Annotated in this window: 22 protein-coding genes; 5 read left to right on the forward strand and 17 right to left on the reverse strand. The window is 64.7% G+C overall.

Annotation, left to right across the window (positions count from 1 at the left end; genetic code table 11):
- Window positions 1-100: 100 nt before the first annotated feature.
- On the reverse strand, window positions 101-1090 hold the full coding sequence (locus tag ACNKW1_RS08090) for a YcjF family protein (RefSeq protein WP_418364069.1): 990 nt from the start codon (window positions 1088-1090) through the stop codon (window positions 101-103).
- 214 nt (window positions 1091-1304) lie between these two features.
- Between ACNKW1_RS08090 and can the strand changes: the two genes are divergently transcribed.
- Window positions 1305-1952, forward strand: coding sequence for a carbonate dehydratase (gene can, locus ACNKW1_RS08095; protein WP_418364070.1), 648 nt, complete (start codon window positions 1305-1307; stop codon window positions 1950-1952).
- A 13-nt stretch (window positions 1953-1965) separates the two neighbouring features.
- Entirely contained in the window at window positions 1966-2880 is a 915-nt protein-coding gene (locus ACNKW1_RS08100; protein ID WP_418364094.1) for an ROK family protein, read from the forward strand.
- Window position 2881: 1 nt separating this feature from the next.
- Here the strand turns inward: ACNKW1_RS08100 and ACNKW1_RS08105 are convergent, their stop codons facing one another.
- The 16 genes from ACNKW1_RS08105 to rpmH all read right to left on the reverse strand — a co-directional run bounded on the left by ACNKW1_RS08105 (window position 2882) and on the right by rpmH (window position 20959).
- Window positions 2882-5062: a primosomal protein N' gene (locus tag ACNKW1_RS08105; RefSeq protein WP_418364071.1), complete on the reverse strand. Its 2181-nt coding sequence runs from the start codon at window positions 5060-5062 to the stop codon at window positions 2882-2884.
- A gap of 385 nt (window positions 5063-5447) precedes the next feature.
- The gene (gene hemE, locus ACNKW1_RS08110) at window positions 5448-6518 is read right to left on the reverse strand and encodes a uroporphyrinogen decarboxylase (RefSeq protein ID WP_418364072.1); all 1071 of its coding nucleotides are present in this window, start codon (window positions 6516-6518) and stop codon (window positions 5448-5450) included.
- Between the two features lie 101 nt (window positions 6519-6619).
- Window positions 6620-8077, reverse strand: a complete 1458-nt coding sequence (locus ACNKW1_RS08115) for a TrkH family potassium uptake protein (protein ID WP_418364095.1) — start codon at window positions 8075-8077, stop codon at window positions 6620-6622.
- A gap of 13 nt (window positions 8078-8090) precedes the next feature.
- Complete coding sequence (gene trkA, locus ACNKW1_RS08120; protein WP_418364073.1) at window positions 8091-9494, reverse strand: Trk system potassium transporter TrkA; 1404 nt, start codon at window positions 9492-9494, stop codon at window positions 8091-8093.
- Window positions 9495-9599: 105 nt separating this feature from the next.
- A complete protein-coding gene (locus ACNKW1_RS08125; protein ID WP_418364074.1) occupies window positions 9600-10847 on the reverse strand; it encodes a sigma-54-dependent transcriptional regulator in 1248 nt (415 codons plus the stop codon).
- An 8-nt stretch (window positions 10848-10855) separates the two neighbouring features.
- Window positions 10856-12973 carry an ATP-binding protein gene (locus tag ACNKW1_RS08130; RefSeq protein ID WP_418364075.1) on the reverse strand — a complete coding sequence of 706 codons (2118 nt, stop codon included), beginning with the start codon at window positions 12971-12973 and terminating at the stop codon, window positions 10856-10858.
- A complete protein-coding gene (locus ACNKW1_RS08135; protein WP_418364076.1) occupies window positions 12970-13581 on the reverse strand; it encodes a DUF4390 domain-containing protein in 612 nt (203 codons plus the stop codon). The genes ACNKW1_RS08130 and ACNKW1_RS08135 overlap by 4 nt, the downstream gene beginning before the upstream one ends.
- Complete coding sequence (rsmB, locus tag ACNKW1_RS08140) at window positions 13532-14818, reverse strand: 16S rRNA (cytosine(967)-C(5))-methyltransferase RsmB (protein ID WP_418364077.1); 1287 nt, start codon at window positions 14816-14818, stop codon at window positions 13532-13534. The genes ACNKW1_RS08135 and rsmB overlap by 50 nt, the downstream gene beginning before the upstream one ends.
- A 129-nt stretch (window positions 14819-14947) precedes the next feature.
- The gene (speE, locus tag ACNKW1_RS08145; protein WP_418364078.1) at window positions 14948-15832 is read right to left on the reverse strand and encodes a polyamine aminopropyltransferase; all 885 of its coding nucleotides are present in this window, start codon (window positions 15830-15832) and stop codon (window positions 14948-14950) included.
- Between the two features lie 2 nt (window positions 15833-15834).
- Complete coding sequence (gene speD, locus ACNKW1_RS08150; RefSeq protein ID WP_418364079.1) at window positions 15835-16221, reverse strand: adenosylmethionine decarboxylase; 387 nt, start codon at window positions 16219-16221, stop codon at window positions 15835-15837.
- Window positions 16222-16375: 154 nt separating this feature from the next.
- Window positions 16376-17146, reverse strand: a complete 771-nt coding sequence (locus tag ACNKW1_RS08155) for a sulfite exporter TauE/SafE family protein (RefSeq protein WP_418364080.1) — start codon at window positions 17144-17146, stop codon at window positions 16376-16378.
- A gap of 105 nt (window positions 17147-17251) precedes the next feature.
- On the reverse strand, window positions 17252-18604 hold the full coding sequence (gene mnmE, locus ACNKW1_RS08160) for a tRNA uridine-5-carboxymethylaminomethyl(34) synthesis GTPase MnmE (RefSeq protein WP_418364081.1): 1353 nt from the start codon (window positions 18602-18604) through the stop codon (window positions 17252-17254).
- Window positions 18576-20234, reverse strand: a complete 1659-nt coding sequence (gene yidC / locus ACNKW1_RS08165; RefSeq protein ID WP_418364082.1) for a membrane protein insertase YidC — start codon at window positions 20232-20234, stop codon at window positions 18576-18578. Before yidC ends, mnmE begins: the two co-directional genes overlap by 29 nt.
- Window positions 20235-20254: 20 nt before the next feature.
- The gene (gene yidD, locus ACNKW1_RS08170; protein WP_418364083.1) at window positions 20255-20464 is read right to left on the reverse strand and encodes a membrane protein insertion efficiency factor YidD; all 210 of its coding nucleotides are present in this window, start codon (window positions 20462-20464) and stop codon (window positions 20255-20257) included.
- A complete protein-coding gene (gene rnpA, locus ACNKW1_RS08175) occupies window positions 20461-20823 on the reverse strand; it encodes a ribonuclease P protein component (protein ID WP_418364084.1) in 363 nt (120 codons plus the stop codon). The genes yidD and rnpA overlap by 4 nt, the downstream gene beginning before the upstream one ends.
- Window position 20824: 1 nt before the next feature.
- On the reverse strand, window positions 20825-20959 hold the full coding sequence (gene rpmH / locus ACNKW1_RS08180) for a 50S ribosomal protein L34 (RefSeq protein WP_002926183.1): 135 nt from the start codon (window positions 20957-20959) through the stop codon (window positions 20825-20827).
- A 322-nt stretch (window positions 20960-21281) separates the two neighbouring features.
- Between rpmH and dnaA the strand changes: the two genes are divergently transcribed.
- The 3 genes from dnaA (at window position 21282) to gyrB (ending at window position 26511) form a co-directional block, all read left to right on the forward strand.
- Window positions 21282-22796, forward strand: a complete 1515-nt coding sequence (dnaA, locus tag ACNKW1_RS08185) for a chromosomal replication initiator protein DnaA (protein WP_418364096.1) — start codon at window positions 21282-21284, stop codon at window positions 22794-22796.
- A gap of 45 nt (window positions 22797-22841) precedes the next feature.
- Window positions 22842-23954 (forward strand): DNA polymerase III subunit beta, encoded by a 1113-nt coding sequence (gene dnaN, locus ACNKW1_RS08190; protein ID WP_418364085.1) that lies wholly within the window; start codon window positions 22842-22844, stop codon window positions 23952-23954.
- Window positions 23955-24015: 61 nt separating this feature from the next.
- Window positions 24016-26511 carry a DNA topoisomerase (ATP-hydrolyzing) subunit B gene (gene gyrB / locus ACNKW1_RS08195; protein ID WP_418364086.1) on the forward strand — a complete coding sequence of 832 codons (2496 nt, stop codon included), beginning with the start codon at window positions 24016-24018 and terminating at the stop codon, window positions 26509-26511.
- The last annotated feature ends 216 nt before the right edge of the window (window positions 26512-26727 follow it).

Consider the following 26727-nt stretch of genomic DNA (forward strand, 5'->3'; position numbering starts at 1 on the left):
CGTCACGATCACGGCGGCCGTGAAGCCACCCGCGATCACCTGCCTCGAATATAGCCCTCCGCATCTGAACAGGACATGAACGGATCGAGCACAGGCCGCGTTATCGTCCACGCAGCTCGGCGGTCAGCTGCCCGAGGTCCAGCGTGCGCGCGCGCTGTGCGATCTCGGGCGCGTAGCGCGCCTGCAGCGACCGAGCCTGCGCGTACACGTCGGCGAAGGACTGCTTGAGCCCTGCTGCGTCCAGGGTTCGCCCGCCAGCGTAGTATTGCCTCGCCACCTTGCCGATCGCCCAGGTGGTCGCGAAGGAGAACGCAGAACCGGTCGCCTGGCTACCGATCGCGCGCCCTGCACCACCCAGCACCTTGCCGAGCAGGCCGCCGATGAGCTTGCGGCCGAACTGCTCGACGTACTGCCCGGTCATGCCGACGCCAATGGTGGCAAGAAAGTCCTTGATATGGCCGCGATCGAGTTCCTGACCGTGCGCCTGCCCGATCCGGTACACGAGCCGGACCTGCAGCGGAATGATCGCCATTGAGGCCATGGACTGCGGCAGCAGCTCCAGTGCGCCATTGAGGATGGCGGCGTTGAGGATCATGCGGTCCAGTTCGGCCTCGTCGGGCGCGTCGGCAGCGGCGACGCGTGGTCCGGCTCCTTCAGCATCGGGCCTGACCTGCAGGTCGAAGCCGGGCAGCTCGATCAACGCCCCGGTTTCGGGCGCCTCGGCCACCGCCTCGGCCTCGTGGATGAAAGCCTCGGCGCTGCCGGCCGCCAGTCCAAGCGCCGCGGACAGGCGGCCAAGGAAAGCGGTTTCCTCTGCACTGTGGCGGCCATCCGCCTCGCACACACCCACCGCGAGCTCGAACGCGAGCTGCCGCAACCCCGGTTCGTCCAGCTCGGCCACGACATCTTCCAAACTCACGCGGCCAAGCAGCACCTCCTGATACAAGGAAATGAAATCAATCTCGATGTCACGACCGAGCGACTCTGCCACCTTGCGTACATGTTCGCGTTCACCCGTGTCCTGTCGACCATCGGCAAAGGCCGCCATCAGGCAGATGGCGACGAGGGAACGGGCGTGTCGGATGTTCATGCGTAGGCTCCTGGGTGACGTGTTCTGGAAAGGGGTAGGGGTAGGCACTTTCGCGCATTCAGTGAGCAATGTGAACCATCGTTATCGGTCATGGACCGGGCCAGGTGCAGATCCGTTCCGGCACCACGGATCCGGCACGGCTGGCTGGCAAGACCACAGCGACTTCTTCATAATTATGAATAACCCAATTCACCCGCGTTTCTCCGAGCCCGAGATGCCCAAGACGATCGAACACCTCTTCGCCAACAACAAGCAATGGTCCGAGCGCATGCGCGAGGAAGATCCGGAGTTCTTCAGCCGGTTGGTCAAGCAGCAATCACCCGAGTACCTGTGGATCGGCTGCTCGGACAGTCGCGTACCTGCAAACCAGGTGGTCGGACTGGCGCCGGGCGAGGTGTTCGTGCATCGCAACATCGCCAACGTGATCGTGCACACCGATCTCAACGCGCTGTCGGTGATCCACTACGCGGTCGACGTGCTGCGCGTAAAGCACATCCTGATCGTCGGCCACTACGGCTGCGGTGGCGTCAAGGCAGCGATCAACGACGTTTCCACTGGCCTGACCGACAACTGGCTGCGCCACATCCAGGATGTACGTGACCGCCATCTCGACCAGCTGGGCCAGATCGAAGACAGCGCGATGCGTGCCGACCGCCTGTGTGAGCTCAACGCCATGCACCAGGTCGTCAACGTATGTCAGACCTCGATTCTCCGCGAGGCTTGGCAGCGTGGCCAGGACGTCAGCGTGCACGGCTGGTGCTACAGCTTGCAGGACGGCCTGGTGCGGGATCTGGGTGTGACCTCGCGCAGCAGGGAAGAGGCGATGGACCGTTACGCGGAGATCTCCGCCTCCTCCTGCTGAGGGCACCTTGAACATGCGGCCCGCGCGCATCGGCATTGATCTGGGCGGAACCAAGATCGAGATCGTCGTCCTGCGTGAGGACGGCGAGCCATGCTGGCGCAGGCGCGTTCCCACGCCGCAAGGGGACTACTCCGCGACCCTGCGGACCATCGCCGCCTTGGTCGAGGAGGCCGAGCACAGCACGGGCAGGAGGGCGACCGTCGGCATCGGCATCCCCGGTTCGCCCTCCCCGGTAGACGGGCGGATCCGCAATGCCAACTCGACCTGCCTCAACGGCAGGCCCTTGCAGCAGGACCTCGAAGCCCTGCTCGCCCGTCCGCTGCGCCTTTCCAACGACGCCAACTGCTTCACGGTGTCCGAAGCTGCCGATGGGGCAGGTGCCGGGCTCCGCACGGTGTTCGGGGTGATTCTCGGCACAGGCGTGGGTGGCGGCATCGTGCTGGATGGGCGGCTGCTCACCGGTGCGAACGCGATCGCCGGCGAGTGGGGGCACAATCCCTTGCCGCTTCCTGCCGGCGACGACCTCCCCCTGCCCGCCTGCTATTGCGGGCGCCGGGGCTGCATCGAAACCTATCTCTCCGGACCGGGAATGGCGGCCGATCATCTGCGCCATGGCGGCGAAGCTTTCGATGCGCCCACAATCGTTCGCGCCGCCGAAGCCGGCGACCGGCTGTGCGCATCCACCCTCGCCCGCTATGAGGACCGGCTCGCGCGCGCGCTGGCGGGGGTGATCAACCTGCTCGACCCGGACGTAATCGTGCTGGGCGGCGGCCTGTCATGCATCGGGCGGCTCTATCGCAATGTGCCGGAGAAGTGGCGCGTGCATGTGTTTTCCGACCGCGTGGACACGCGCCTGCTGCCGGCACGGCACGGGGATGCCTCGGGTGTGCGCGGTGCAGCCTGGCTGTGGCCGGCAGCAGGCGCCTGAGTCAGACGTCCAGCGGATCGACGTCGAGCTGCCAGCGCAGCGCACGCACAGTTCGCTGTCGATAGAGCACGGCTACCCAGTCGGCAAGAAAGTTCTGCAGCACACCGCGGCCATCTGCCTCGAGCAGCAGCTGTGCACGCTCGCGCCGCGCGAGCCGGGTCATGCGCATCGGCACTGGATCGTAGATGCGCAGCCCTTCCGGCGCACGCTCTTCCGCCAGGCGGCGGGCATGACGCAGGAACTGTACCGCCTCCTCCAGCGCCGGCGCATCCGCGCGTAGCATGGCCTGGTGCGTGAAAGGCGGGAAGCCCGCCGCGCGACGCTCCTGCAGCGCCATGCGCGCGAAGGCGTCGAAATCGTGGCGGGCGAGATACTGATAGAGCGGCTGCAGCGGGTACTCGGTCTGGATCAGCACCTCGCCCGGCAGGGCACCCCGGCCCGCACGCCCACCCACCTGCATCAACTGCTGAAACAGGCGCTCAGGGGCGCGGAAATCGGCGGCATGCAGCGAGGCATCGGCGCCAATCACACCCACCAAGGTCAGCTTGGGGAAATCGTGCCCCTTGGCCATCATCTGCGTGCCGACGAGGATGTCGGCCTCGCCGGCAGCGATGGTGTCGAGCAGTTTTTCCCATTGCGCGCGGGTGCGCGCGGCATCTCGGTCAACCCGCAACACGCGCGCCTGCGGGAACAGCTCGGCCAAGCGCGCCTCAATGCGCTGCGTGCCGCGGCCAAAGGGCTGGATGTCCTGATTGCCGCAACTCGGGCAGACATGCGGGATGGGCCCGTCACAGCCACAGTGGTGGCAGCGCAGGCGGCGGTCGGCCAGGTGCACGACGAGGTTCGCAGTGCAATGAGGACAGCGGCTGACCCAGCCGCAGGATGGGCATGACAGCACCGGCGCGTAGCCCCGGCGGTTGAGGAACACCAGGCTCTGTTCACCCCGCGTCAGGCGCTGTGCGATCGCTGCCTGCAGTGCGGGGCTCAGGCCCTCGTCAAGCTTCAGCCGCCGGGTGTCGATGCAGCGCACCACCGGCAATGTAGCCGCCACCGCACGCTGACGCAGCGTCTGCAGGGCATAGCGTTCGCTTCTCGCGTGAAACCACGTCTCCAGCGAAGGCGTCGCCGAACCGAGCACGACCGGGACGCCGCGCTGACGTGCACGCCACACGGCCACGTCGCGCGCAGAGTAACGCACGCCCTCCTGCTGCTTGTAGGAGGCATCATGCTCCTCGTCCACCAGGATCAACCCGAGCCGGGGCAATGGGGCAAACACCGCCAGGCGGGTGCCGAGCACGATATCGGCGCGTCCGCTCAGCGCCTGCACAAAGCCGCGCGAGCGGGCACCATCGGCCAGCGCGGAATGCAGGCTGACCACGTTGGCAGCCGCGAAGCGCTGGGCGACCCGCTGTTCGAGCTGCGGCGTCAAAGCAATTTCTGGCACCAGCATCAGCACCTGGCGGCCCTGCGCCAGGACCTGCGCGGCCAGGCGCAAGTAGACCTCCGTCTTGCCGCTGCCCGTGACCCCATGCAGCAGCCAAGGCCGGAAGCCCGCCCCGCCACCGAGGATCGACTCGACCGCGCACGACTGCTCGGCAGTCAGGGCCGGCAGGACGCCTGTGCCATGAGCCGGTGCGGCACGCTCGGGCACGACGGGCGCCAGCCACCCGCGCCGCAGCAGCTCACCGATCATTTCCCCGCCGGCCATGGCGCGGATGACGCTACGCCGCCAGGGTCCCTCGCTGCCCACCAGCGACTGCAGCAGCGCAAGCGCCTTGCTTGCACGCCGCCCGCTGTCAAGTGCGGACTGGCCCTGGGCAGCGATATCGAGCAGCGGGTCGTCGTCGGCATCACTCACCCCATCGGCTCGACGCAGCCCGGGCGGCAGCGCAAGCGCGACCACTTCGCCCAGCGGGGCGTGATAGTAGCGCGCGACGAAGCCCACCAACTCGAGCCAGTCGGGCGGCAGGGGTGGCACGCCGCGCTGGATGTGATGGACCGCCTTCAGGCGGGCCGGATCGACCTCCGCCTCGTCGCAGAGTCCGACGATCAGCCCGCTACGATCTCCGCGCCCGAAGGGCACCTTCACGCAGCGTCCGATATCTGCGACGGTCGCTTCCGGTGCCAGGTAATCGAACGCCTGTGGCAGCGGAATCGGCAAGGCGACGCGGACGATGGCCATGGGTGGATCTACAGGGGGAGGAAATTGCCTTTCGATCAGCTGTTTACGCGCATTTCGTAAGGCGGCGTGGACGAAACAGCGGTCAAGTCTCTGGGCAACAAAGGCGCTTTGCCCTTGTCCACAAAACCTGTGGACAAGTATGTGGGAAAGCTGGGTGAATCCGCCTGAAAGTGGCGTGGCATAAGGCTTTCAGTCACATTGCCTTAACATTATGCGAAATATTATTTCTTATTTTTCAATGGCTTATAAATTCCTACGCATAATGCTTGAATATCGGACTGCAGCCGGTTACGGAACGCACGGATGTGCATAAGTCAAGTTTCGAAAGCACGATTTCTTGCTTGACAGGCGGCGTTCCGCATCTGCGAAACGCCGCTGCGCAGACTCACCCGCGAGCGCGAACCTCGCGGCTGTACGCGTGCACCGTGTCGACCAGCACGTTCACGTTCTCGGGCGGCGTGTACTGAGAAATGCCGTGGCCGAGGTTGAAGACGTGGCCAGAGTGGTTGCCGAAAGCATCGAGCACGCGGCGCGTCTCGGCTGCAACCGCCTCGGGCGGCGCGAAGAGCACGTTGGGGTCGAGATTGCCCTGCAGCGCCACCTTGTCGCCCACGAGGCGACGCGCGCGGCCGATGTCCATGGTCCAGTCGAGGCCGACCGCGTCGCAGCCGATCGCAGCGATCGACTCCAGCCACAGGCCACCGCCCTTGGTGAAGACGATGCTCGGCACACGCTGACCGTCGCGCTCACGGATCAAGCCGGCGACGACCTGCTCGAGGTAGCGCAGCGAGAATTCGCGATACGCCGCCTCGGACAGCACGCCACCCCAGGAGTCGAACACCATCACCGCCTGGGCGCCCGCCTCGATCTGCGCGTTCAGATACTTCACCACTGCCTGCGCGGTGACGTCGAGGATATGGTGCATCAGGTCCGGGCGGCTGTAGGCGAGCGACTTGACCTTGCGGTAGTCGTCGGAGGAGCCGCCCTCGACCATGTAGCAGGCAAGCGTCCACGGGCTGCCGGAGAAGCCGATCAGCGGCACGCTGCCGTCGAGCGCACGGCGGATCTCGCTCACCGCATCCATCACGTACTGAAGCTCGGCATGCGGATCCGGCGCAGTGAGGTTGCGGATCTCCCACTCGTCCTTGAGCGGTCGCTCGAAACGCGGCCCCTCGCCCTCGGCAAAATACAGGCCCAGCCCCATTGCATCGGGCACGGTGAGGATGTCGGAGAACAGGATCGCGGCATCCAGATCGTAGCGCGCCAGCGGTTGCAGCGTCACTTCGCAGGCCATGGCCGGGCTCTTGCACAGATTGAGGAAATTGCCGGCGCGACGGCGCGTTTCGCAATACTCGGGCAGGTAGCGGCCTGCCTGGCGCATCAGCCAGACCGGCGTGTATTCGGTGGGCTGACGCAGCAAGGCGCGCAGGAATGTGTCGTTTTTCAGGTTGCTCACGTCGAGTCCTCTTTGTTCTGCAATCGGGCTGAAGGCGTGATTATCGCCGCTCTGGACGCATCCGGGGCTTGTCGCGAGTCAATCGGACGGGTTACTGGCGTTCAGCGGCGCCAGAAGGTCGGGGTCAGCACGACCAGAAAGGTGAAGATTTCCAGTCGCCCGAGGATCATGGTGAAAGACAGCACCCACTTGTGGAAGGCGTCGAGCGACTGGTAGTTCGACGCCGGTCCCACCATGTCGAGGCCAGGTCCGGTGTTGTTGAGGCAGGCCACCACCGCGGAGAAGGCGGTGACCAACTCGAGCCCACTCGCCGACAGCACCAGGGTCAGGCTCACGATGCTGACCATGTACATGAAACTGAAGCCCAGCACCGCGTGCAGGATGTTCTCGGATACCGGCGTACGGCCCAGGCGCACGGGTCGCACCGCGTTCGGGTGCAACGAGCGCACGATTTCGCGGAAGACCTGGTTATACAGGATGATCGCCCGCATCATCTTGATGCCGCCGCCGGTGGATCCGGAGCAGGCAATGAAGCTGCCGAGAAACAGCAGCCAGAGCTGGGCGAACATGGGCCACAGCGTGTAATCGTAGGTCGACAGGCCAAGGGAGGTGGAGATGGAGACAACGTGGAAGGCGACGTAGCGTAGCGCCTCACCGATCTCGTTGAACTCGCCCTCGGCGAGCAGGAACGCGGTCAGCATGGCGACGCTGACGCCAAGCACGCCAAAGTAGAAGGGGATTTCCGGATCGCGGTAGTAGGGCCGGATCGAGCGCCGCACCAGCGCCATGTAATGGGTCGCGTAGTTCAGGCCCGCCAGTAGCGCGAACACGATTACCACCACCTCGATGCGCAGACTGTCGAAATGCCCGATCGAAGCGTCCTTGCTCGAGAAGCCACCCAGTCCTGCGACCGTGAACGCGTGGATGACGGCATCCCAGGTATCCATGCCCACCCACCACAGGCTGAAACCGCAGGCCACGGTCAACAGCACGTAGGAGAGCCACAGGCCCTTGGCCGTCTCGGCGATGCGTGGCGTGAGACTGGAGTCCTTCATCGGCGTGGGCACTTCGGCCTTGTAGAGCTGTCGTCCACCGATACCAAGCAGCGGCAGGATTGCAACCACCAGGACGATGACCCCCATGCCGCCCACCCAGTGCATGAAGGTGCGCCACAGGTTGATCGACACCGGCAGGTCGTCCAGCCCGGTGAGCACGGTCGCGCCGGTGGCCGTGAGTCCGGAGACGGCCTCGAAATAGGCGTCCGTGAAGCCGAGCTCAGGGAGGTAGGCGAGTAACGGCAGCGCCCCGAACAGGGGTAGCACCACCCAGGTGGCAGCGACGAGCAGGAAGCCATCGTGCACGCGCAGGTCGCGCCGGTGAGCACGCGTGAACGCCCACAGGAGCAACCCGCACACGAAGGTGACGAACAGCCCCTGGTCATAGGCGAGCGTCGCCCCATCTTGAAGCCAGGCCGATACCGCGAGCGGAAAGCCCATCAGCAGACCGAAGATCATGATGATCAGGCCCAGCGCGTTGAGCGCGGGATTGTAGGCACGCATCTGGGCAGGCATGTCAGAGGAAGTGGAATCCCACCTGGAAGAGTTTCTCCACCTTCTGCACCAGCTTCTTGCTGGTGCAGAAGACGATGACATGGTCGTCTTCCTCGATCACCGTATCGTGGTGCGGCATCACCACGGCACGGCGCACCACGCGTCCCTCCTCGTTCTTCTCATCGCGCACGATCGCACCGATGCTGGTGCCGCGCGGCAGCGCGATCTCCTCGATCGCGCGCCCGACGACCTTGGAGTCCTTGCGACTGCCGTGCGCGATGATCTCCAGCGCCTCCGCGGCACCGCGCCGCAGGCTGTGCACCGCCACCACGTCGCCACGCCGCACATGTGCGAGCAGTGTTCCGATCGAGGTGTGCGCGGGCGAGATGGCAATGTCGATCGGTCCGCCCTGCACCAGATCGACGTAGCTCTTGCGGTTGATCAGGGCCAGCGTGCGCCGCGCACCCATGCGCTTGGCCAGCGACGCCGCCATGATGTTGTCTTCTTCGTCGTTGGTGAGCGCGACGAAGAGGTCGGTTTCATCGATGCCTTCGTTCTCGAGCAGCTTTTCGTCGGTCGAGTCGCCACGCAACACCAGCGCATGCGATAGCTGCGAGGCGAGCATTTCTGCACGCGTGCGGTTCAGTTCCAGGATCTTGACGTGATAGTTTTCCTCGATCGACTGGGCGAGGCGGAACCCGATGTTGCCCCCGCCGGCAATCATCACCCGCCGCATCGGTCGATCGGAGCGGCGCAGTTCGCCCATGACCTTGCGGATGTGCACCGTCGCCGCCAGGCAGAACACCTCGTCACCAGGCAGGATGATGGTGTCGCCCTCGGGCATGATCGGGTTGCCGTTACGGTAGATCGCCGCGATGCGGACCTCGACGTTGGGGAGGTGAAAGCGCAGCGCCTTTAGCGGGTGGCCGACCAGCGGCCCCCCCTCGAAGGCGCGCACGCAGATCAGGCTGACCACGCCATCGGCGAACTCCAGTACCTGGAGCGCCTCCGGAAAGGCGATGAGCCGCTTGATGTAGTCAGTGACCACCTGCTCTGGGCAGATCGAAAAATCGACCGAAAAGTTCTCCTCGCCCAGCAACTCCGGGTGATCGACGTAATCCGTCGAACGCAGGCGCGCAATTCGCGTGGGCAGGTTGTACAACGCCTTGGCGATACGGCAGGCGCACAGGTTGGTCTGATCGGACTGCGTCACCGCAATCAGCAAGTCCGCGTCGTCTGCGCCCGCCTCTCTGAGCACGCGCGGAGATGCTGCATTGCCGCACACGGTACGCACCTCGAGGCGTTCGCGCAGTGCGGCGAGGTACTCCTCGCTGGTGTCGACGAGCGTGATGTCGTTCGCCTCGGACACGAGGTTTTCGGCCACGGAGGCACCGACCTGGCCAGCACCGAGGATGATGATCTTCACGCGAAGGGATTCCGGATCGTCTGCAGGAGGCCGATTCTACGCGCGCGGCGGGGACGGAGCCACCATGTTGTTGCAGCGCAGCAGAAAGTACTGCGCAGAGCTCCTTCAGCTTTCCTCATGGCGGCGGCCTGCCTGCAAGCCAAGTTGCTTGAGCTTGCGGTACAGGTGGGTGCGCTCCAGCCCCGTCTTCTCAGCCAGGCGGGTCATGTTGCCCCCCTCGAGGCGCAGATGATGCTCGAAATACATGCGTTCGAAGGCTTCTCGCGCCTCGCGCAAGGGCTGGTCCAGCGACACCCCGCAGCCACCGCCGGCAAGATCCGGCGGCAACAGTCGCCGCACCTCTGCAGCACCGACCTCTTCCTCCAGGGTGCCGAGCGCAAGTGATTTCACCGCGGCACGCAGTTCGGGATAACCGCCGGGCCAAGGCAGATTGCGCAGCTGGTTCAGGGCCGCCGTGGAGAAGCGGCGCAGCGGTACTTCGCCCGCCTCGACCAGGTGCAGCAGGAGCTGGCTCGCCAGTTCGGGAAGATCGTCACGCACGTCGGCAATCGAGGGCGGTGCAAGGCTGACCTCGAACAGGCGGGCAAGCAACCCGTCCTCCCAGCCCTCGCCGGCAAGCGCATCGTGGCTGCGCTCGGTCGCCACCACCAGGCGCTGGTCATAACGGTCAAGCCGATCCAGCGCGAAAGCGAGGTTCTTCTGCTGCGCGCGCGACAGCCGCGCAAGCTCCGGGACGAACAGGATGCCACCATGCGCGGATTGCAGTTGGCTGATGTCCAGCGGCGCAGTGACAAGAGACAGATCCAGCCATGGGGCGTTTGTCGCCTGAACGCTGCGGGCAACGAGCTCTGCGAGGCTGCCAGTGCCAACGCGGAGCAGCAGCACGCGCGAGCTGCCAGAAATCTGCTCCACCCTGCGTCGCAGTTCACGCAGCGGCACCGAGCGTGTGAAGGCTGCCAGCGTGAGCGGTGCGGGAGCCCCCGGCGCCATCGGACGTTGCAGCCCGCGCTTGACCGCCGCGAGCAGCTTCTGCAGCGCAATCGGCTTCTCGAGATAGTCGATCGCACCGATCCGGGTCGCCTCCACAGCAGTGTCGATGGTGCCGTGCCCCGACATCATCACGACCGGCATGTTGAGCTGTCCGTTCGCGGCCCATTCCTTGAGCAGCGTGATGCCATCGGTGTCCGGCATCCAGATATCGAGCAACACCATGTCGGGCCGCACCGCATTGCGTGCTGCGCGTGCAGCAGCGGCATTCTCGGCCAGGAGGATGTCGTGACCTTCGTCGCGGAGGATCTCGGACAACAGTTCGCGGATGCCGACTTCGTCGTCAACGATGAGTATTTTTGCCATTGTGTTCGTCAAGCTTCTTTGTTTTCGGCACTACGCAACCGGATGCGCACTTCCGCACCACCTTCCTCACGGTTGGTGAGCCGGACATCCCCCCCGTGCTCATCCACGATCTTCTTCACCATCGCCAGCCCCAGGCCGGTACCGCGCGACTTGGTGGTGAAGTACGGCTCGAAGGCACGGGCGAGCACCTCGGCAGGAAACCCCGGGCCATTGTCGCGGAAGAGAAGCACAACGCGCGCACCGTCGCGTCGGGTGGCGACCGTGATCACGCCATCATCCCGTGCAGACAAGGCATCCTGTGCATTCTGCAACATATTGTGGATCACCTGTCTGATCTGGGTCGGGTCACCCTGCACCAATGGCAGGCCGGACGCCAGTTCGGTGCGGATCTGGACCGCCGCGCTCTCGTACAGATGGAGCACCTCGCGAATGAGCCCGTTGAGGTCGATCGGCGAAAGGTCGGGCGCAGGCAGGCGCGCATAGTCACGGAAGGCGTTGACGAGATTCTTCATCGCCTCGACCTGATTCACGATCGTCGTGGTCGCCCGCTCAAGCATCTCGCGCCCGCTGTCATCCAGCCGGTCGGAGAGCTTGAACGCGAGCCGCTCTGCCGAGAGCTGGATGGGGGTGAGGGGGTTCTTGATCTCATGGGCGAGTCGCCGGGCCACCTCGCCCCACGCGGCGGTGCGCTGCGCCGTCACCAGGCTGGAGATGTCATCGAACACGACCACCAGGCCCCCGCCAGTTCCGGCTGGAAGCCGGGAGCCGCGGATGAGTAGCGTGCGCGGCGTGCTGTCCTTCACCGGCAGGTCCATCTGCGTCTGCCAGTCGCCTTCGTGGCGGGCGAAGCCATCGCGCAGCACCTCACGCAACGCAGCGTGACGCGGCCAGTCCGCAAGTGCGAGGCTCTCGAAGCCGGCCAGGTCGTCCTCCAGAATCTGCAGGGCGCCGTGGTTGGCTGCACGCAGGAAGCCGTCGGCCGAAAAGGCGAGCACGCCGGTCGACAGGTTGGCGAGCACCGACTCCAAGTACGCGCGCGCGGACTCCACCTCCGAACGATGGCTATCGGCCGCTGCGCGCGCGTCCTGCAGTTGGCGGGTCATGCGGTTGAAGGACTGCGTGAGTACCCCCAGCTCATCGCTCGCGGGCAGCGCCTGACGAGGGCGGAAATCACCCTGCGCCACTGCCTGCGTGCCTTCGGCGAGGATCAACAAAGGCGCCGCGAGCCGGCGCGCGATCAGCACCGCGACCGCGAGCGCGCCGAACAGTGCGAGCAACAGCGCCAGACTCAGCGTGACGGTGTAGATCCGCTTGAGCCCACTCCGCCCCAGGGTGAGTTGCTGATACTCGCGATAGGCTTCCTGCACCGCCTCCGCGTTCCGTCCGAAGGACTCCGGCACAGGCTGGCGCAACATGAGCAGGTTGGCCTCGCCCGCAAGCGTTCGCAGTGGAAGCGGTGTCACCACGCTGATGACCAGGCGGCCATCGGCCTCGCTGCTCACATGCTGATAATGGCGGCTCTGCCGCGCCTGGCGCAGGGCATAGCTGTCGGGTACAGCCGGAATCAGGTCCTGCCCGCTCTCGGCCGCAGTGGCAAGCACCTGGCCGGTCGGGGAGAGAATGGTCGCACTGCTGATGCCCGCCTGCTCACGCAGCCGGTTCAGACGAGTGGCTGCGCCCTGCCCCGCACCCTCGAGCTCGAGGGCCATCTCGTCCGCCTTGTCGCGCACCTGACCACTGAGGTAGTCGAGCGCGTTCTGCCCCAGTCCGATCCCCCCCTCGAGCGCAGCGTCCACACGCACGTCGAACCAGGACTCGATCGAGCGCACGACGAACTGCATTGAAACGCCATAGATGACCAGCCCTGGCACCAGCCCCATGAGGGCAAACATCAGCACGAGCCGCATCTTGAGCCGCGAACCGAACTGTTGCGCACGGTACTCGCGCAGGAGCTGGCGCAGCTGCAGGCCCACGAGTGCAGCCAGCACCACCACCATCGCGCCATTAAGCGCGATCAGGAAGGGATAGCTGCTGGCGAAGAACTCGGTGTTGGCGCTCGCGGAAGTGAGCAGGAACAGCGAGATCCCTGCCAGTGAGGCCGCGACAACGAGCAGTATGCGTTTCATCGGAACCCCGGAACGCCTGGCAGGAAGGTCCACCGGAGCCACTCGGTGCCTACGTTCCAGTCGCTGCTGCCAATGGCCGTCACCTGAAAAGGCTTGGGTAGTTGCGAGGTATCGAGGCGGAAGCGGATCGCAACCTCGTGCGAGACACCCGCCTCAAGCACATCAAAATCGGCAACATGCCAATTGCGAATACGCGTCATCGTGCGGACCGCGCTCTCGAGGTCGTCGAAGCTCTGGTGGATGCTGCCGACCGAGAGCCGGTAGCTTCGCGTGATCGCATGGTAGTACAGACGGTAATCGAGGCTGCGTTCCACCACCGCCTTGTTCAGCCAGTACCAGCGCGGCCGCTCGATAACCAGCTCGGTGGTGAAATACAACGAAATCCCGCGCGATACCGCATCAAGCAGGCGCGGGTTGAGGTCGAGCTCAATGTCGGCGTTCAGCACATAGCCCGTATCACCGCGCACGATCTCACCGGTGCGCATGCGTGTCTCTGCTTGTGCGCCCCAGGGCAGCAGCACGAGCAGGGCGGCAAGCAAAATGCCCGCAAGCAGGCGCTCAGGCCTGCTTGCGGAGAAGCGCGTAATAGAAGCCGTCATGTTCGGCATTGGGCAGCAGCTGCAGATCCGGTCGTCCCTGGATGGGTTCGCGCTGCACATCGCCGTGGCGTGCACAGAAGCGGGCGATCTGCCCGGCGTTCTCTTCATCGAAGACCGAGCAGGTGACGTAGAGCATTCTGCCACCCGGAACCAGGGTCTGCCAAAGCGCTTCGAGGATTTCGGACTGCTGCGCAGCGAACTGCGCAATGTCGGTTTCGCGGCGCAGCCACTTGATGTCCGGGTGTCGGCGAGCGACGCCAGAGGCGGAGCAGGGCACATCGGCCAGGATGAAGTCGAACGGCTTGCCGTCCCACCACCGCTGCAGGTCGCGACAGTCCGCAACCTTGACCTCTGCGTTCAGCCCGAGCCGCTGCAGGTTGTGCTCGATCCGGCGCGCACGCGCCGGATCGAGTTCCAATGCGAGCAGTTGGACATCCACGGATTCGAGCAGATGCGCTGCCTTGCCTCCGGGTGCCGCACAGGCGTCCAGTACGCGCGCCCCCGGGGTCGGAGCAAGCAGCTGCGCAGCCCATTGCGCGCCCGCATCCTGGACCGAGACCCTGCCCTCCGCATGACCGGGCAATACACCGACCGCGACCGGGTCGGCGAGCAGGAGCGCCTGGTTGCCGAGCACCCGAGCCTCGACGCCCGCTGCACCAAGGTCAGCGAGACAGGCCTTGAGCGTCGTGCGCCGCAGGTTCACGCGCAGCGCCATGGGCGGGCGGATATTGCCAGCGGCCAGCGCAGCCTCCCACGCATCGGCCTGCGTTGCCTGAAGCCGACGGATCCACCACGATGGCACGCCATGGCGTGCCTCGGGATCGGCCGCGATCCAGCCCTCCCATTGGTCGTGCTGGCGCAGCGCATTACGCAGCACGCCATTGACCATGCCCTTGAGTCCCGGCATCAACACCGCCGCCGCCTGTACCGCTTGGTCGACGATGGTGTGCGCCTGCTCGGGACGCTGGCGCAAACGATTCAGCGCTATCAGGAGCAATGCGTGTATGGGCGGGGCAGGCAAGGTGTGCGTCAGCCGGTCGAGCACCACGGAGCCACTGCGGAAAGCCCGCAGGGTGCTCCACGCCAGATCCCGGATCGCACCACGGGCCGCATCTGACCAGTCACGCTCCTCATCCCGCATGCGTTCATACGCATCGGTCAGATTGCCACCTTCAAGCACCACTGCCACCAATCGTGCAGCACGGGTGAGCGCGTAGGCGAGACTGTCGGGCGCAAGGTGCGGCATAGCCGAGTACGGATCACGACTGAGCTTACGAACGGAATGGGGTGGGCGCGCCGGGTGGCGACCAGCTCGGGGGAAGTGGGTCACGATGACTCGCGGAGAAAGGGGCCGCCGCAGGCGCCCCGCAGCGGCTTAGCCGAGCAGGGCGCGCAGATGATTGGGGAGTGCGAACTGCGCGCAGTATACGTCGCCGTTCAGGTACTGCAGGCCTTCAATGCCCCGTTCGCACAGCCGATGATCCACGTCAGCCGATGTCAGTGCTGTCGGATCGACGTGATCGGAGGCCGTCGCCAGTCCCCACAGCGAACCATAGAGCGGAATGTACAGGAAATACGGGCGTACGTAGGCAAATACGCTGCGCAGCCGGCGCACGAGCGCCTGCACGCGCTCGGGTTGATACACCGGCGTGCCGATATGCAGGGTCAGCGCCCCGCCCTTGGCCAGCAGAGCCCGGCACGCCGCAAAGAAGTCGGCCTGATACAGCGCCTCGGCTGGCCCGACCGGATCGGTCAGGTCGAGCACGATGAGGTCGTAACGGTCGCCGGCTTCGAGGCCGTCCTCATGGACGTACTTCATGCCGTCCCCGATACGAATCTCGACACGTGGATCGTCCAGTGCACCACGGTGTACGGCCTGCAGGTGACGCCGCGAGATGTCGATTACCTTCTCATCCAACTCGGCGAGCAGCACCTTTTCCATCGAGGGGTACTTGAGCAACTCTTCTGCCGAACCACCATCCCCCCCACCGATGATCAGAGCACGACGCGGAGCCGGATGCGCAATGCCGGGCACATGAACGATGTTCTCGTGATAGTGGAACTCGTCACGCTCCGAAGTCATCAGGCAGCCGTCGAGGCGGAACAGCCGCCCGAAGCGCGGCGTCTCCCATACCTCATAGGCCTGCCACGCAGAATGCCCGCGCTCGAGTAACCGACCGCCCTGCAGGAAATAACCGGCATCCTCGCTCAGAAACTCGGCAATCATTCCCTCGGGGAGGCAGAACGGGCTCGCGCTCATGCTCAAGCCTCCACTGGGGCGCGACCGCGGATGACCTCGTGTTGGACGATCTCGTCCGGAGCAAGGGCATCGATGACGCGCTGAAACACCTGCCGAGCCCGCTCGCTGTTGTCGCGGGAAAAATTGCACACGTAGACATCGAGCGTCACATCGCCGGTCTCAGGCCAAGTGTGAATAGCGAGATGCGACTCCGCGAGGACCACCGTGCCGGTGACCCCGGCATCGCCGCCCTGTTCATCCAGGAACTGATAGAAATAAGCCCCCAGCGGGGTCAACCCCGCCTCCCTGCACTCTTCGACACAAAGCGTCTCGAGTCGGCCACGGTTTACAAGAAGCTCGCTCGCAGCCCGGCAACGATAGATGTCGGCAATCAGATGGAGTCCGTTCATTTCCCCGGCAATATTAGAAGATGAATGAAGCGGTGCATTCTATCACGAGCGACTAATGCAATATTTCCGCAAAGATATTGTGACGTGTTCCACGTGAAACAACGGAACCCCCAGACCGTGCCCGACACCACGCCTACAACCACGTGACAGCATCTCAGCGCAGGAACGTATCGTAGGCGAGCTTTGCGATCAGCACCGAAACCACGGCCAGGAACATCCTGCGCACGAATCCGGTTCCATGCTTCAGGGCCATTCGGGAGCCCAGTACTGAGCCGATCAGGTTGCACAGTGCCATCGTCAGCCCCAACTTCCACATCAACTCAACGTTTCCAGCAAAAAAGCTGATGGCGGCCAGGTTCGTCGCCACATTGAGAATCTTTGCCGAGACTGAGGCACGGAGGAAATCCATTCCGAGCACACGGATGAACAGGAAGATCAGGAAGCTCCCCGTCCCTGGACCGAAGAACCCATCATAGAACCCGATTCCCCCGCCGATCGTGAGCGCTAACACCACCGAGCGCGCACCATGCTCAGTCTCCCTCGATACCGAGCCCAGATCCTTGCGCAGAAAGGTGTAAACCGCGACGAGTACGAGCAGCACCAGGATCAGGGGGCGGAGGATCGCGGGATCCAGATAGGCCACCGCTTTCGCCCCATACCAGGCCCCCACCAGCGCCGCGACTGCACCCGGTCCTGCGACTCGCCAGGGGATCCGCACGCGCCGACTGTACTGATAGGCTGCCGTACTCGTGCCCACGATGCTCGCGACCTTGTTCGTACCGAACAGTGTCGCCGGCGCGGTCGTTGGGTAGGCACTGAACAGCGCTGGCAACTGAATCAGTCCACCGCCGCCAACAATCGAGTCAACGAAGCCGGCGAATAGCGCTGCCAGTCCGAGGGCGAGAAAAACAAAATCCAGATCCATGACTGATGTTTCACGTGAAACAGGGGAGCAATCCGACGGCGGCGAGCGCGTGCACTAGCTCGCTCACACAGTGACTGCGCTATCGCGCACCACTGGTCGAACGGCTCACTTGCCGATACAGAATCGGGAGAAAATGACACCGAGCAAATCGTCCGGTGAGAACTCCCCGGTGATCTCGCTCAATCGTTCCTGCGCCAGACGCAACTCCTCCGCAAAAAACTCGAGCGCACCCAGCAAACTTGCTGCCTTGCCCATATGCACCAGCGCCTCCCGCAAGGCATGGAGATGCCTCTCGCGCGCCAGAATCACGTCCTCACCATGCGAATGCCAGCCCGCGATGCGAAGCAACTCTGCGCGCAGCAGATCGATACCCTCGCCGCTGTGCGCAGAAACGCGCAGCACGACGGCACCTTCCGTTTGCAGCCGTGCAGCGGGTTCACCCAGCAAATCAATTTTGTTCACCACCGTCACCCGCGCTACGCCCGACGGCAACCGCTCGTCAATCACGCTTCCGGCACAACGAGGTGCCCCCGCGTCAACCAGCCGCAGGATCACGTCGGCGCGCTCAATCTCTCGCCAGGTACGCGCGATCCCCATGCGCTCAACCGTATCGCCGGTCTCTCGCAAGCCCGCGGTGTCAATGATGTGCAGCGGAATGCCTTCGATCTGGATGGTTTCGCGCAGGGCGTCCCGCGTGGTCCCGGCGATCTCAGTCACGATTGCGCGCTCTTCACCTGCAAGCTGATTCAGCAGGCTAGACTTGCCGACATTGGGCTCTCCGACCAGCACCACGTTGAGCCCGCTGCGCAGCAGCGCCCCCTGGCGCGCTCGGTCGAGCAGAGCCTCCAGTTCCCGCTGGAGTGCGGCAAGGCGCGGCATCGCCTGCGCGCGTTCAAGAAAATCGATCTCTTCTTCCGGAAAATCCAGCGTAGCCTCGACCAGCATGCGCAAGTCGATCAGGCCATCGACGATGCGATGCACCTCTTCGGAGAATCGCCCGGACAGCGACCGCACCGCCGAACGCGCCGCCGCCGCCGTCGAGGCCTCGATCAAATCGGCGACACCTTCAGCCTGGGCGAGGTCGAGCTTGCCGTTGAGGAAGGCGCGCCGGGTGAACTCACCCGGCTCGGCGAGGCGAGCGCCCAACTGCAGGCAGCGATCAAGCAGCATCTGCATGACCACCGGACCGCCATGGCCCTGCAGCTCGAGCACATCCTCGCCCGTGAAGGACGCCGGCGCAGCGAAGAAAAGGAGGAGCCCTTCGTCGATCACCCGCCCCTGCTCATCCAGGAAGCGGGTGAAGTGTGCGGTACGCGCCTTCGGATCGCGCCCGGTCAGCGCAAGCGCGAGACCCTTGAGACCGCTTCCCGAAACGCGAACAACACCGACGCCGCCCCGACCCGGTGCCGTCGCAATCGCGGCGATCGTGTCAGGCGGGCTTGCCGGCCGACTTTGCACTTTCGATCATCCGCGTGATCTGCCACTGCTGGGCGATCGACAGGATGTTGTTCACCACCCAGTACAGCACCAAGCCGGACGGGAACCACAGGAACATGAAGGTGAAGATGATCGGCATGCCCATCATCACCTTGGCCTGGATCGGATCCGGCGGAGTCGGATTGAGCTTCATCTGGATCAGCATCGAGGCGCCCATGATGATCGGCAGGATGAAGTAGGGATCCTTCGCCGAAAGATCCTGGATCCAGCCGAGCCACGGTGCATGACGCATCTCGACGCTGCCGAGCAGCACCCAGTACAGGGCAATGAACACCGGAATCTGCACCAGGATGGGCAGGCAGCCGCCGAGCGGGTTGATCTTCTCGGTGCGGTAGAGATTCATCATCTCCTGCTGCATCTTGGCCTTGTCGCTGCCGTACATCTCCTTCATGCGCTGCAGGCGCGGGCCCAGCACGCGCATCTTGGCCATCGACTTGTAGCTCGCGGCCGAGAGCGGGAAGAACACAGCCTTGATCGCCACCGTCACCAGGATGATCGCCCAGCCCCAGTTGCCGGTGAGGCTATGGAACCACGACAGCACCCAGAACAGCGGTGCGGCGATCACGGTCAGCCATCCGTAGTCGACGACCAGATCCAGCCCTGGAGCGATCGCTTCAAGCTTGTCCTGCTCCTGCGGGCCGGCGTACAGGCGGGTGCCGACGGTAGCGACAGCCCCCGCTTCGACCTCGGCCACGGGAAGGATCACGCCTGCCGAGAACAGGTTGTTGCCCAGCGCACGCGCGAAGAACTCGCGCTGCACGCCCTGCTCTGGCAGCCAGGCGCTCACGAAGTAGTGCTGCACCATGGCCACCCAGCCATCGTTTGCCGTCTTTGCAAACTTGGCGCTGCTGTCGGTGATGTCGTCAAAGCTGACCTTCTGGAACTTGGCCGCCTCAGTGAAGAAGGCCGGTCCCGTGAAAGTGTTGACGCCGAAAGCCTCGATCTGCTCAGCCGGGTTGCCATCGCGGGTGATCTGGAAGTAGGCATGCGGAGCAATCGCGTGTGCGGACCCATTGCGGATCTCGTACGACACGTCGATCAGGTAGCTGCCGCGCGTGAAACGCATCACCTTCGTCACGGCTACCCCGTCCTGCTCGGGCGCCTGCAGGCGCAGCACAAGCGCATCATCGCCATCCTTGAGTCGTAGCTCGCGCGCGGAAAGCTCGAACAGGGTTTTGTGCGTCGGCAGCCCATCGCCGATCAGACCCGACTGGGCGACGTACTGATGGATCGAACCGTCGTCCAGCAGCACGAAATTCCCCTCGGCGGCGCCGCTGGCCTTGTGCTGCTTGAGCTCCAGGCGAACGACATCCCCGCCCTGCGAGGACACCTCGGCACGCAGCAAGTCGGTCTCGACCACCGCCCGCGCGGCCGCAGCCACTGCGGTTCCCTGCTCGCCCGGAACGGCGGCCTGACCGGTGGCCGCGCCGATCGTCGGCGTGGGCACGGCGCCGTCCTGCGCTGAGGCACTACCTGCGGGGGTCTGCTGCGCCACGGGCGCCGGGGGCTGGTTGTGCTTCAGCCAGCCGTCCCACAGCATGACCAGCGCAAAGGAAAAAACCAGGAATAGGATGAGGCGGCGTTGATCCATCGGAGTCGTTCTGTCTCAGGTCAGGGAACGGGATCATACCCGCCCGGATTGAAGGGATGACAGCGCCCCACCCGCTTGGCAGCCATCCAGCTGCCACGCAGCGCACCGTGGCGCTGGATCGCTTCGATCGCGTATTCCGAACAGGTCGGATGAAAACGGCAATTGCGCCCAAGCATGGGACTGATCGCGTAGCGGTAGAAACGGACCAGCGCGATCAATACGGATTTCATGAGCGGGGAAGCCTTTGCAACAAAGCAAGCAGGTCGAGGTTCAGTTCTGCGCGCGTCGCCTTGGCGACCGGTGCATGCAAGCGCACGACGAGATCCATGCAGGGCAGGGACTCGCGATGACGCCGGAAGATCTCGCGCGCGATGCGCTTGACCAGGTTGCGCAAGTTTGCACGTTTCGCAAGCTTCTTCGCTACCACGACACCCAGCCGTGCAGTGTCGCGGTCGTTCGGCCGGTAATGCACGATGTAGAACCGCCCGCGCAAGGCCCGCCGAAAAGCAAAAACGGATGAATACTCATCCGTTTTGTGCAATCTGTGAGCGCTGCGGAACCCCTGGTCAGCGCCCGTGGGCAGCGTCACCTCAGACGGCGAGGCGATGACGGCCCTTGGCACGACGTGCGCGGATGACCGCACGGCCGCCACGGGTCTTCATGCGGACCAGGAAGCCATGGGTGCGCTTGCGGCGGACAACGGAGGGCTGATAAGTGCGTTTCATGATCGGACTGCCAGTGTTAGGTCAAACGCGAGAGTTAAATGGATAATCCCATGTTTGTCAATAAGAATTTTTGGCCAAGCCTGTGGATAAGTCATGCTCGCGGGGTTAGAATGCGAGGCTCGAGTGCTCGCCGCCCGAAGGCGCACCCACGGTGCGTAGCGCATGCCGAGAACCGGCTCCGGGTGTTCAGCAGGCACCTTACCCCAATGCGCGGCCCCGCAAGGCCGCAGCGCAGTCCGATGCGTGCCCACCGCGCGTCACGGGGCTGTGCATCGTGAAACCCGACGAGATCCGTTCGCCCTTGCCCGATCGTCCCGACACCGTGAGTCAAGATTTCTGGTCCTTCTGCCTGTCGCGCCTTGAACAGGAGCTGCCGCAGCAGCAGTTCAACACCTGGATCAAGACCCTGCGGGCCGAAGCAGGCGCAGATGGGGCATGGACACTGCTGGCGCCCAACAGATTCGTGCTGCAATGGGTGCGCGAGCGCTACCTGCGCCGCATCGAAGCCCTCGGCGAGGAGTTTGCCGGCACCCCGCTTGCGATCGAACTTCAGCTACCGCCCGCCGGCGCAGGGGGGGGAGCGCGCAACACCTCACGTGCCCCAGCCGAGGCGCCTGCCTCCGCTCCTCGGGCAGCGGCGCCCAGCGCTGCACTTGTAACCGAAACCGCCAGCACCGCAGATGACCCGGCTGCGGACGGCGACGGCGCCCCCGCTCAGGATGTGCTCGTGGCAGCGCCGGTCCGCAGCCGCCGGTCTGCGCCTTCTGCTGCCGGCCGCGACCCGGAATCCGCCACCGGCCTCGAGCTCGCCTACGAGAAGACCCGCCTCAACCCCGACTTCACCTTCGACACCCTGGTCACCGGCCGCGCCAACGACCTCGCTCGCGCCGCCGCCATGCAGGTGGCGCAGAACCCGGGCACATCCTACAACCCGCTGTTCGTCTACGGCGGCGTCGGCCTCGGCAAGACCCACCTGGTGCACGCGATCGGCAACGCGGTGTTCCGCCACAACCCGCGCGCGGTCATCCGCTACGTGCATGTCGAGGACTACTACGCCGACGTCGTGCGGGCCTATCAACAGAAGAGCTTCGACGCGTTCAAGCGCTACTACCGCTCGCTCGACATGCTGATCATCGACGACATACAGTTCTTCAATAACAAGAACCGCACGCAGGAAGAGTTCTTCCACGCCTTCAACGCCCTCACCGAGGCGCGCAAGCAGATCGTCATCACCTGCGACACCTACCCCAAGGACATCCAGGGCCTCGAAGACCGCCTCATCTCGCGCTTCGACTGGGGCCTCACCGTGCAGATCGAGCCGCCCGAGCTCGAAATGCGCGTCGCCATCCTCAAGAAGAAGGCCGAGGCCCTGCGCGTGCTGGTCGACGACGACGTCGCCTTCCTGATCGCCAAGAACCTGCGTTCGAACGTGCGCGAGCTCGAGGGCGCGCTCAACAAGGTGGTCGCCTACGCGCGCTTTCACGGCCGCCAGATCGGCCTGGAGGTCGCCAAGGAGGCGCTCAAGGACCTGCTGCACGCGCACAACCGCCAGCTGTCGATCGAGCACATCCAGAAGACGGTCGCCGACTACTACAAGATCAAGGTTGCCGACATGCACTCCAAGAAGCGGACGCGCGTCATAGCGCGCCCGCGCCAGGTGGCGATGTGGCTGGCCAAGGAACTCACGCCGATGTCGCTGCCGGCCATCGGCGAAGCCTTCGGCGGACGCGACCACACCACCGTGCTGCACGCATGCCGCACCATCACCGAGCTACGCCTCGGCGACGCGCAACTGAACCACGACGTGCACGTGCTCACCCAGGTCCTGCGCGGCTGAACCGACTGAATCCCTCCGACCAACCCATCGACCCGATCTGACGCCATGCTCCTGCTCACCACCACCCGCGATGCGCTCCTGGCCCCGCTGCAGTCGGTCGCCGGCATCGTCGAGAAACGCCACACGCTGCCGATCCTGTCCAACGTGCTGATCGAAAAGCACGGCGACCAGCTCACCATGCTGGCCACCGACATCGAGATCCAGATTCGCACCACCACCGGCGGCCACATCGGCGGCGAGGACGTCGCGATCACCGTCGGCGCGCGCAAGCTGCAGGACATCCTGCGCGCCCTGCCCGACGCCAACGAAGTCAGCCTCACGCTCGACGACAAGCGCCTCACGGTCAAGGCCGGCCGCAGCCGCTTCCAGCTGCAAACCCTGCCCGCCGCCGACTATCCGAGCCTGAACCCGCCCGCCGACGCCAATGCGCGCCTGTCGATCAGCCAGCGCGCCTTCAAGCGCCAGCTCGCACAGGTGTCCTACGCGATGGCGCAACAGGACATCCGCTATTACCTCAACGGTCTGCTGATCATCGCCGACGGCGGCGAACTGCGCATGGTCGCCACCGACGGCCACCGCCTCGCCTACGCCGCCTCCGACCTCGACGCGCCGCTCAACTCGCAGCGCAGCGAGGCCATCCTGCCGCGCAAGACCGTGCTCGAGCTCGCCCGCCAGCTTGCCGACAGCGACGACCCGCTCGAGATCATGCTCGCCGGCAACCAGGCCGTGTTCCGCTTCGGCGCCATCGAGCTCGTCACCAAGCTCATCGACGGCAAGTTTCCCGACTACGAGCGCGTGATCCCGCAAGCCCATCCCAATCTGATCACTTTCGAGCGCCAGCCCCTGCTCGCTGCCCTGCAGCGCGCTGCCATCCTCACCAACGACAAGTTCCGGGGCGTGCGCATGGTGCTGGAGGACGGCCTGCTGCGCATCGTATCCAGCAATGCCGAGCAGGAAGAGGCGCAGGATGAGCTCGAAATCGACTACCACGGCGACAAGCTCGACATCGGCTTCAACGTCACCTATCTGCTCGACGTGCTCAACAATCTCTCCTCCGAGACGGTCGAGTGGCGCTTCAACGACGGCAACTCCAGCGCCCTGATCAGCCTGCCGGACAACGACAAGTTCAAGTATGTCGTGATGCCGATGCGCATCTGATCGAGCAGCAGGCGAAGGCTTCACCGCAGCACCCCGTTCTTTACGAATCACCGAGATGACCATGTCCGAACCGCAAAACACGCCGGCCCCGCAAGGGGGCAACGACTACGACGAATCCAGCATCCAGCAGCTCGAAGGGCTGGAAGCCGTGCGCAAGCGCCCCGGCATGTACATCGGCGACACGTCCGACGGCACCGGCCTGCACCACATGGTGTTCGAGGTCGTGGACAACTCCATCGACGAGGCTCTGGCCGGTCACTGCGACGACATCGTCATCACCATCCACGCCGACAACTCCATCTCGGTCACCGACAACGGCCGCGGCATCCCGGTCGGCGTCAAGATGGACGACAAGCACGAACCCAAGCGCAGCGCCGCCGAGATCGTCATGTGTGTCCTGCACGCCGGCGGCAAGTTCAATCAGAACAGCTACAAGGTGTCCGGCGGCCTGCACGGCGTGGGCGTGTCCTGCGTCAATGCGCTGTCCAAGTGGATGCACGTCACCGTCGCCCGCGACGGCAAGCGTCACCTGCTCGAGTTCGAGCGTGGCAAGCCGCAGAACCGCGTCATCGAGCGCGTCGACGGCGTCGAGGTGAGCCCGCCGCGCGTCATCGGCGAAACCACCAAACGCGGCACCAAGGTGCACTACCTCGCCGACGAGGAGATCTTCGGCACCGTCGAGTACCACTACGACATCCTCGCCAAGCGCCTGCGCGAACTCTCCTTCCTCAACAACGGCGTCAAGATCCGTCTGGTCGACCAGCGCACCGGCAAGGAAGAGGACTTTGCCTTCGCCGGCGGCGTGAAGGGCTTCGTCGAGTACATCAACCGTGCCAAGACGGTACTGCACCCCAACGTCTTCTACGCCACCGGCACCACGCGTATCCCCACCGGCCAGGGCCACGACGCCGAGCTCTCGGTCGAGGTCGCCATGCAGTGGAACGACAGCTACCAGGAGCAGGTGCTGTGCTACACCAACAACATCCCGCAGGCCGACGGCGGCACCCACCTTACCGGCCTGCGCGCGGCGATGACGCGGGTCATCAACAAGTACATCGAAGAAAACGAGATCGCCAAGAAGGCCAAGGTCGACATCACCGGTGACGACATGCGCGAGGGTCTCGCCTGCGTGCTGTCGGTCAAGATGCCCGACCCCAAGTTCGCCAGCCAGACCAAGATGAAGCTGGTGTCCTCGGAAGCGCGTCCGGCGGTGGAAGAAGTCGTCGCCAACAAGCTCGGCGACTTCCTGCTCGAGAACCCGATCGACGCCAAGACCATCTGCAACAAGATCGTCGAAGCCGCCCGTGCCCGCGACGCCGCGCGCAAGGCGCGCGAGATGACCCGCCGCAAGGGCGTGCTCGACGGCGTCGGCCTGCCCGGCAAGCTCGCCGACTGCCAGGAAAAGGACCCCGCACTGTGCGAGCTCTACCTCGTCGAGGGTGACTCCGCAGGCGGCTCCGCCAAGCAGGGCCGCGACCGCAAGTTCCAGGCGATCCTGCCGCTCAAGGGCAAGATCCTCAACGTCGAGAAGGCACGCTTCGACAAGCTGCTGCAGAGCCAGGAGATCGCCACGCTGATCACCGCACTCGGCACCAGCATCGGCAAGGACGACTACAAGCCCGAGAAGCTGCGCTACCACCGCATCATCCTGATGACCGACGCAGACGTCGACGGCGCGCACATCCGCACCCTGTTGCTCACCTTTTTCTATCGGCAAATGCCCGAGCTGGTCGAGCGCGGGCACATCTACATCGCCCAGCCGCCGCTGTACAAGATCAAGCACGGCAAGACCGAGATCTACATCAAGGACGACCACGAGCTCAACGGCCATCTGCTCAAGCTCGCGCTCGACGGCGCCAGCCTGACCCCGCGCGAAGGTGCAGCGCCGATCACCGATGAAGCGCTCGGCGGCCTCGCCCGCAGCTACCTGCTCGCCGAGGCCGTCATCCGCCGCCTGGCCAGCTACATCGACCCCGAAGTGCTGCAGGTGATGCTCGCCCACGACCTCGAGGTCAGCCTCGAGGACGAGGCCGCCGCCCGCGCCTCCGCCGAGCGCATCCAGCCCCACCTGCCCGAAGGCCTGCAGATCTACGCCGAATACCACGAAGAATCCGAAGGCTGGCGCCTCACCATCGAGCGCCTGCACCACGGCAACCGCAAGTTCGGCTGGGTCGAGCACGACTTCCTCGTGTCCGGCGATTACCGCAGCATCCGCAACGCTGCAGAAGCCATCAGCGGCCTCATCGGGCCGGGCGCCGAGATCCGCCGCGGCGAGAAGCGCCAGGCGGTCACACGCTTCTCCGACGCGATCAGCTGGCTGCTGAGTGAGGTCGAACGCGGCCTCAGCAAGCAGCGCTACAAGGGCCTCGGCGAAATGAACCCCGAGCAACTGTGGGAAACCACCATGGACCCCGCCGTGCGCCGCCTGCTGCGCGTGCAGATCGACGACGCCATCGCAGCCGACGAGATCTTCACCACACTGATGGGCGACAACGTGGAGCCAAGAAGGGCATTCATCGAGGGCAATGCGCTGTACGCGCAGAACATCGATGTCTGATAGTTGTAGCGAAGGGCATAAACTGGCAAATTGCTAGGCAAAAAATGGCAGACGGCCAGCAAGGGGCGGGTGAATCCGAAGGGTTCCCCGCCCTTTTTGCATCTCACCCGAGGGCCGGAACCCGCGACGCACCCTGCAGGATCCTCGCACCAGAAGACGCCGTAGGACTCAGATCGGCCAACTGCAGCCGGCAACCCTCGCTCCCGGTCGGATGCC

This window comes from Thauera sp. WH-2, assembly GCF_048321015.1.
GTDB lineage: Bacteria > Pseudomonadota > Gammaproteobacteria > Burkholderiales > Rhodocyclaceae > Thauera.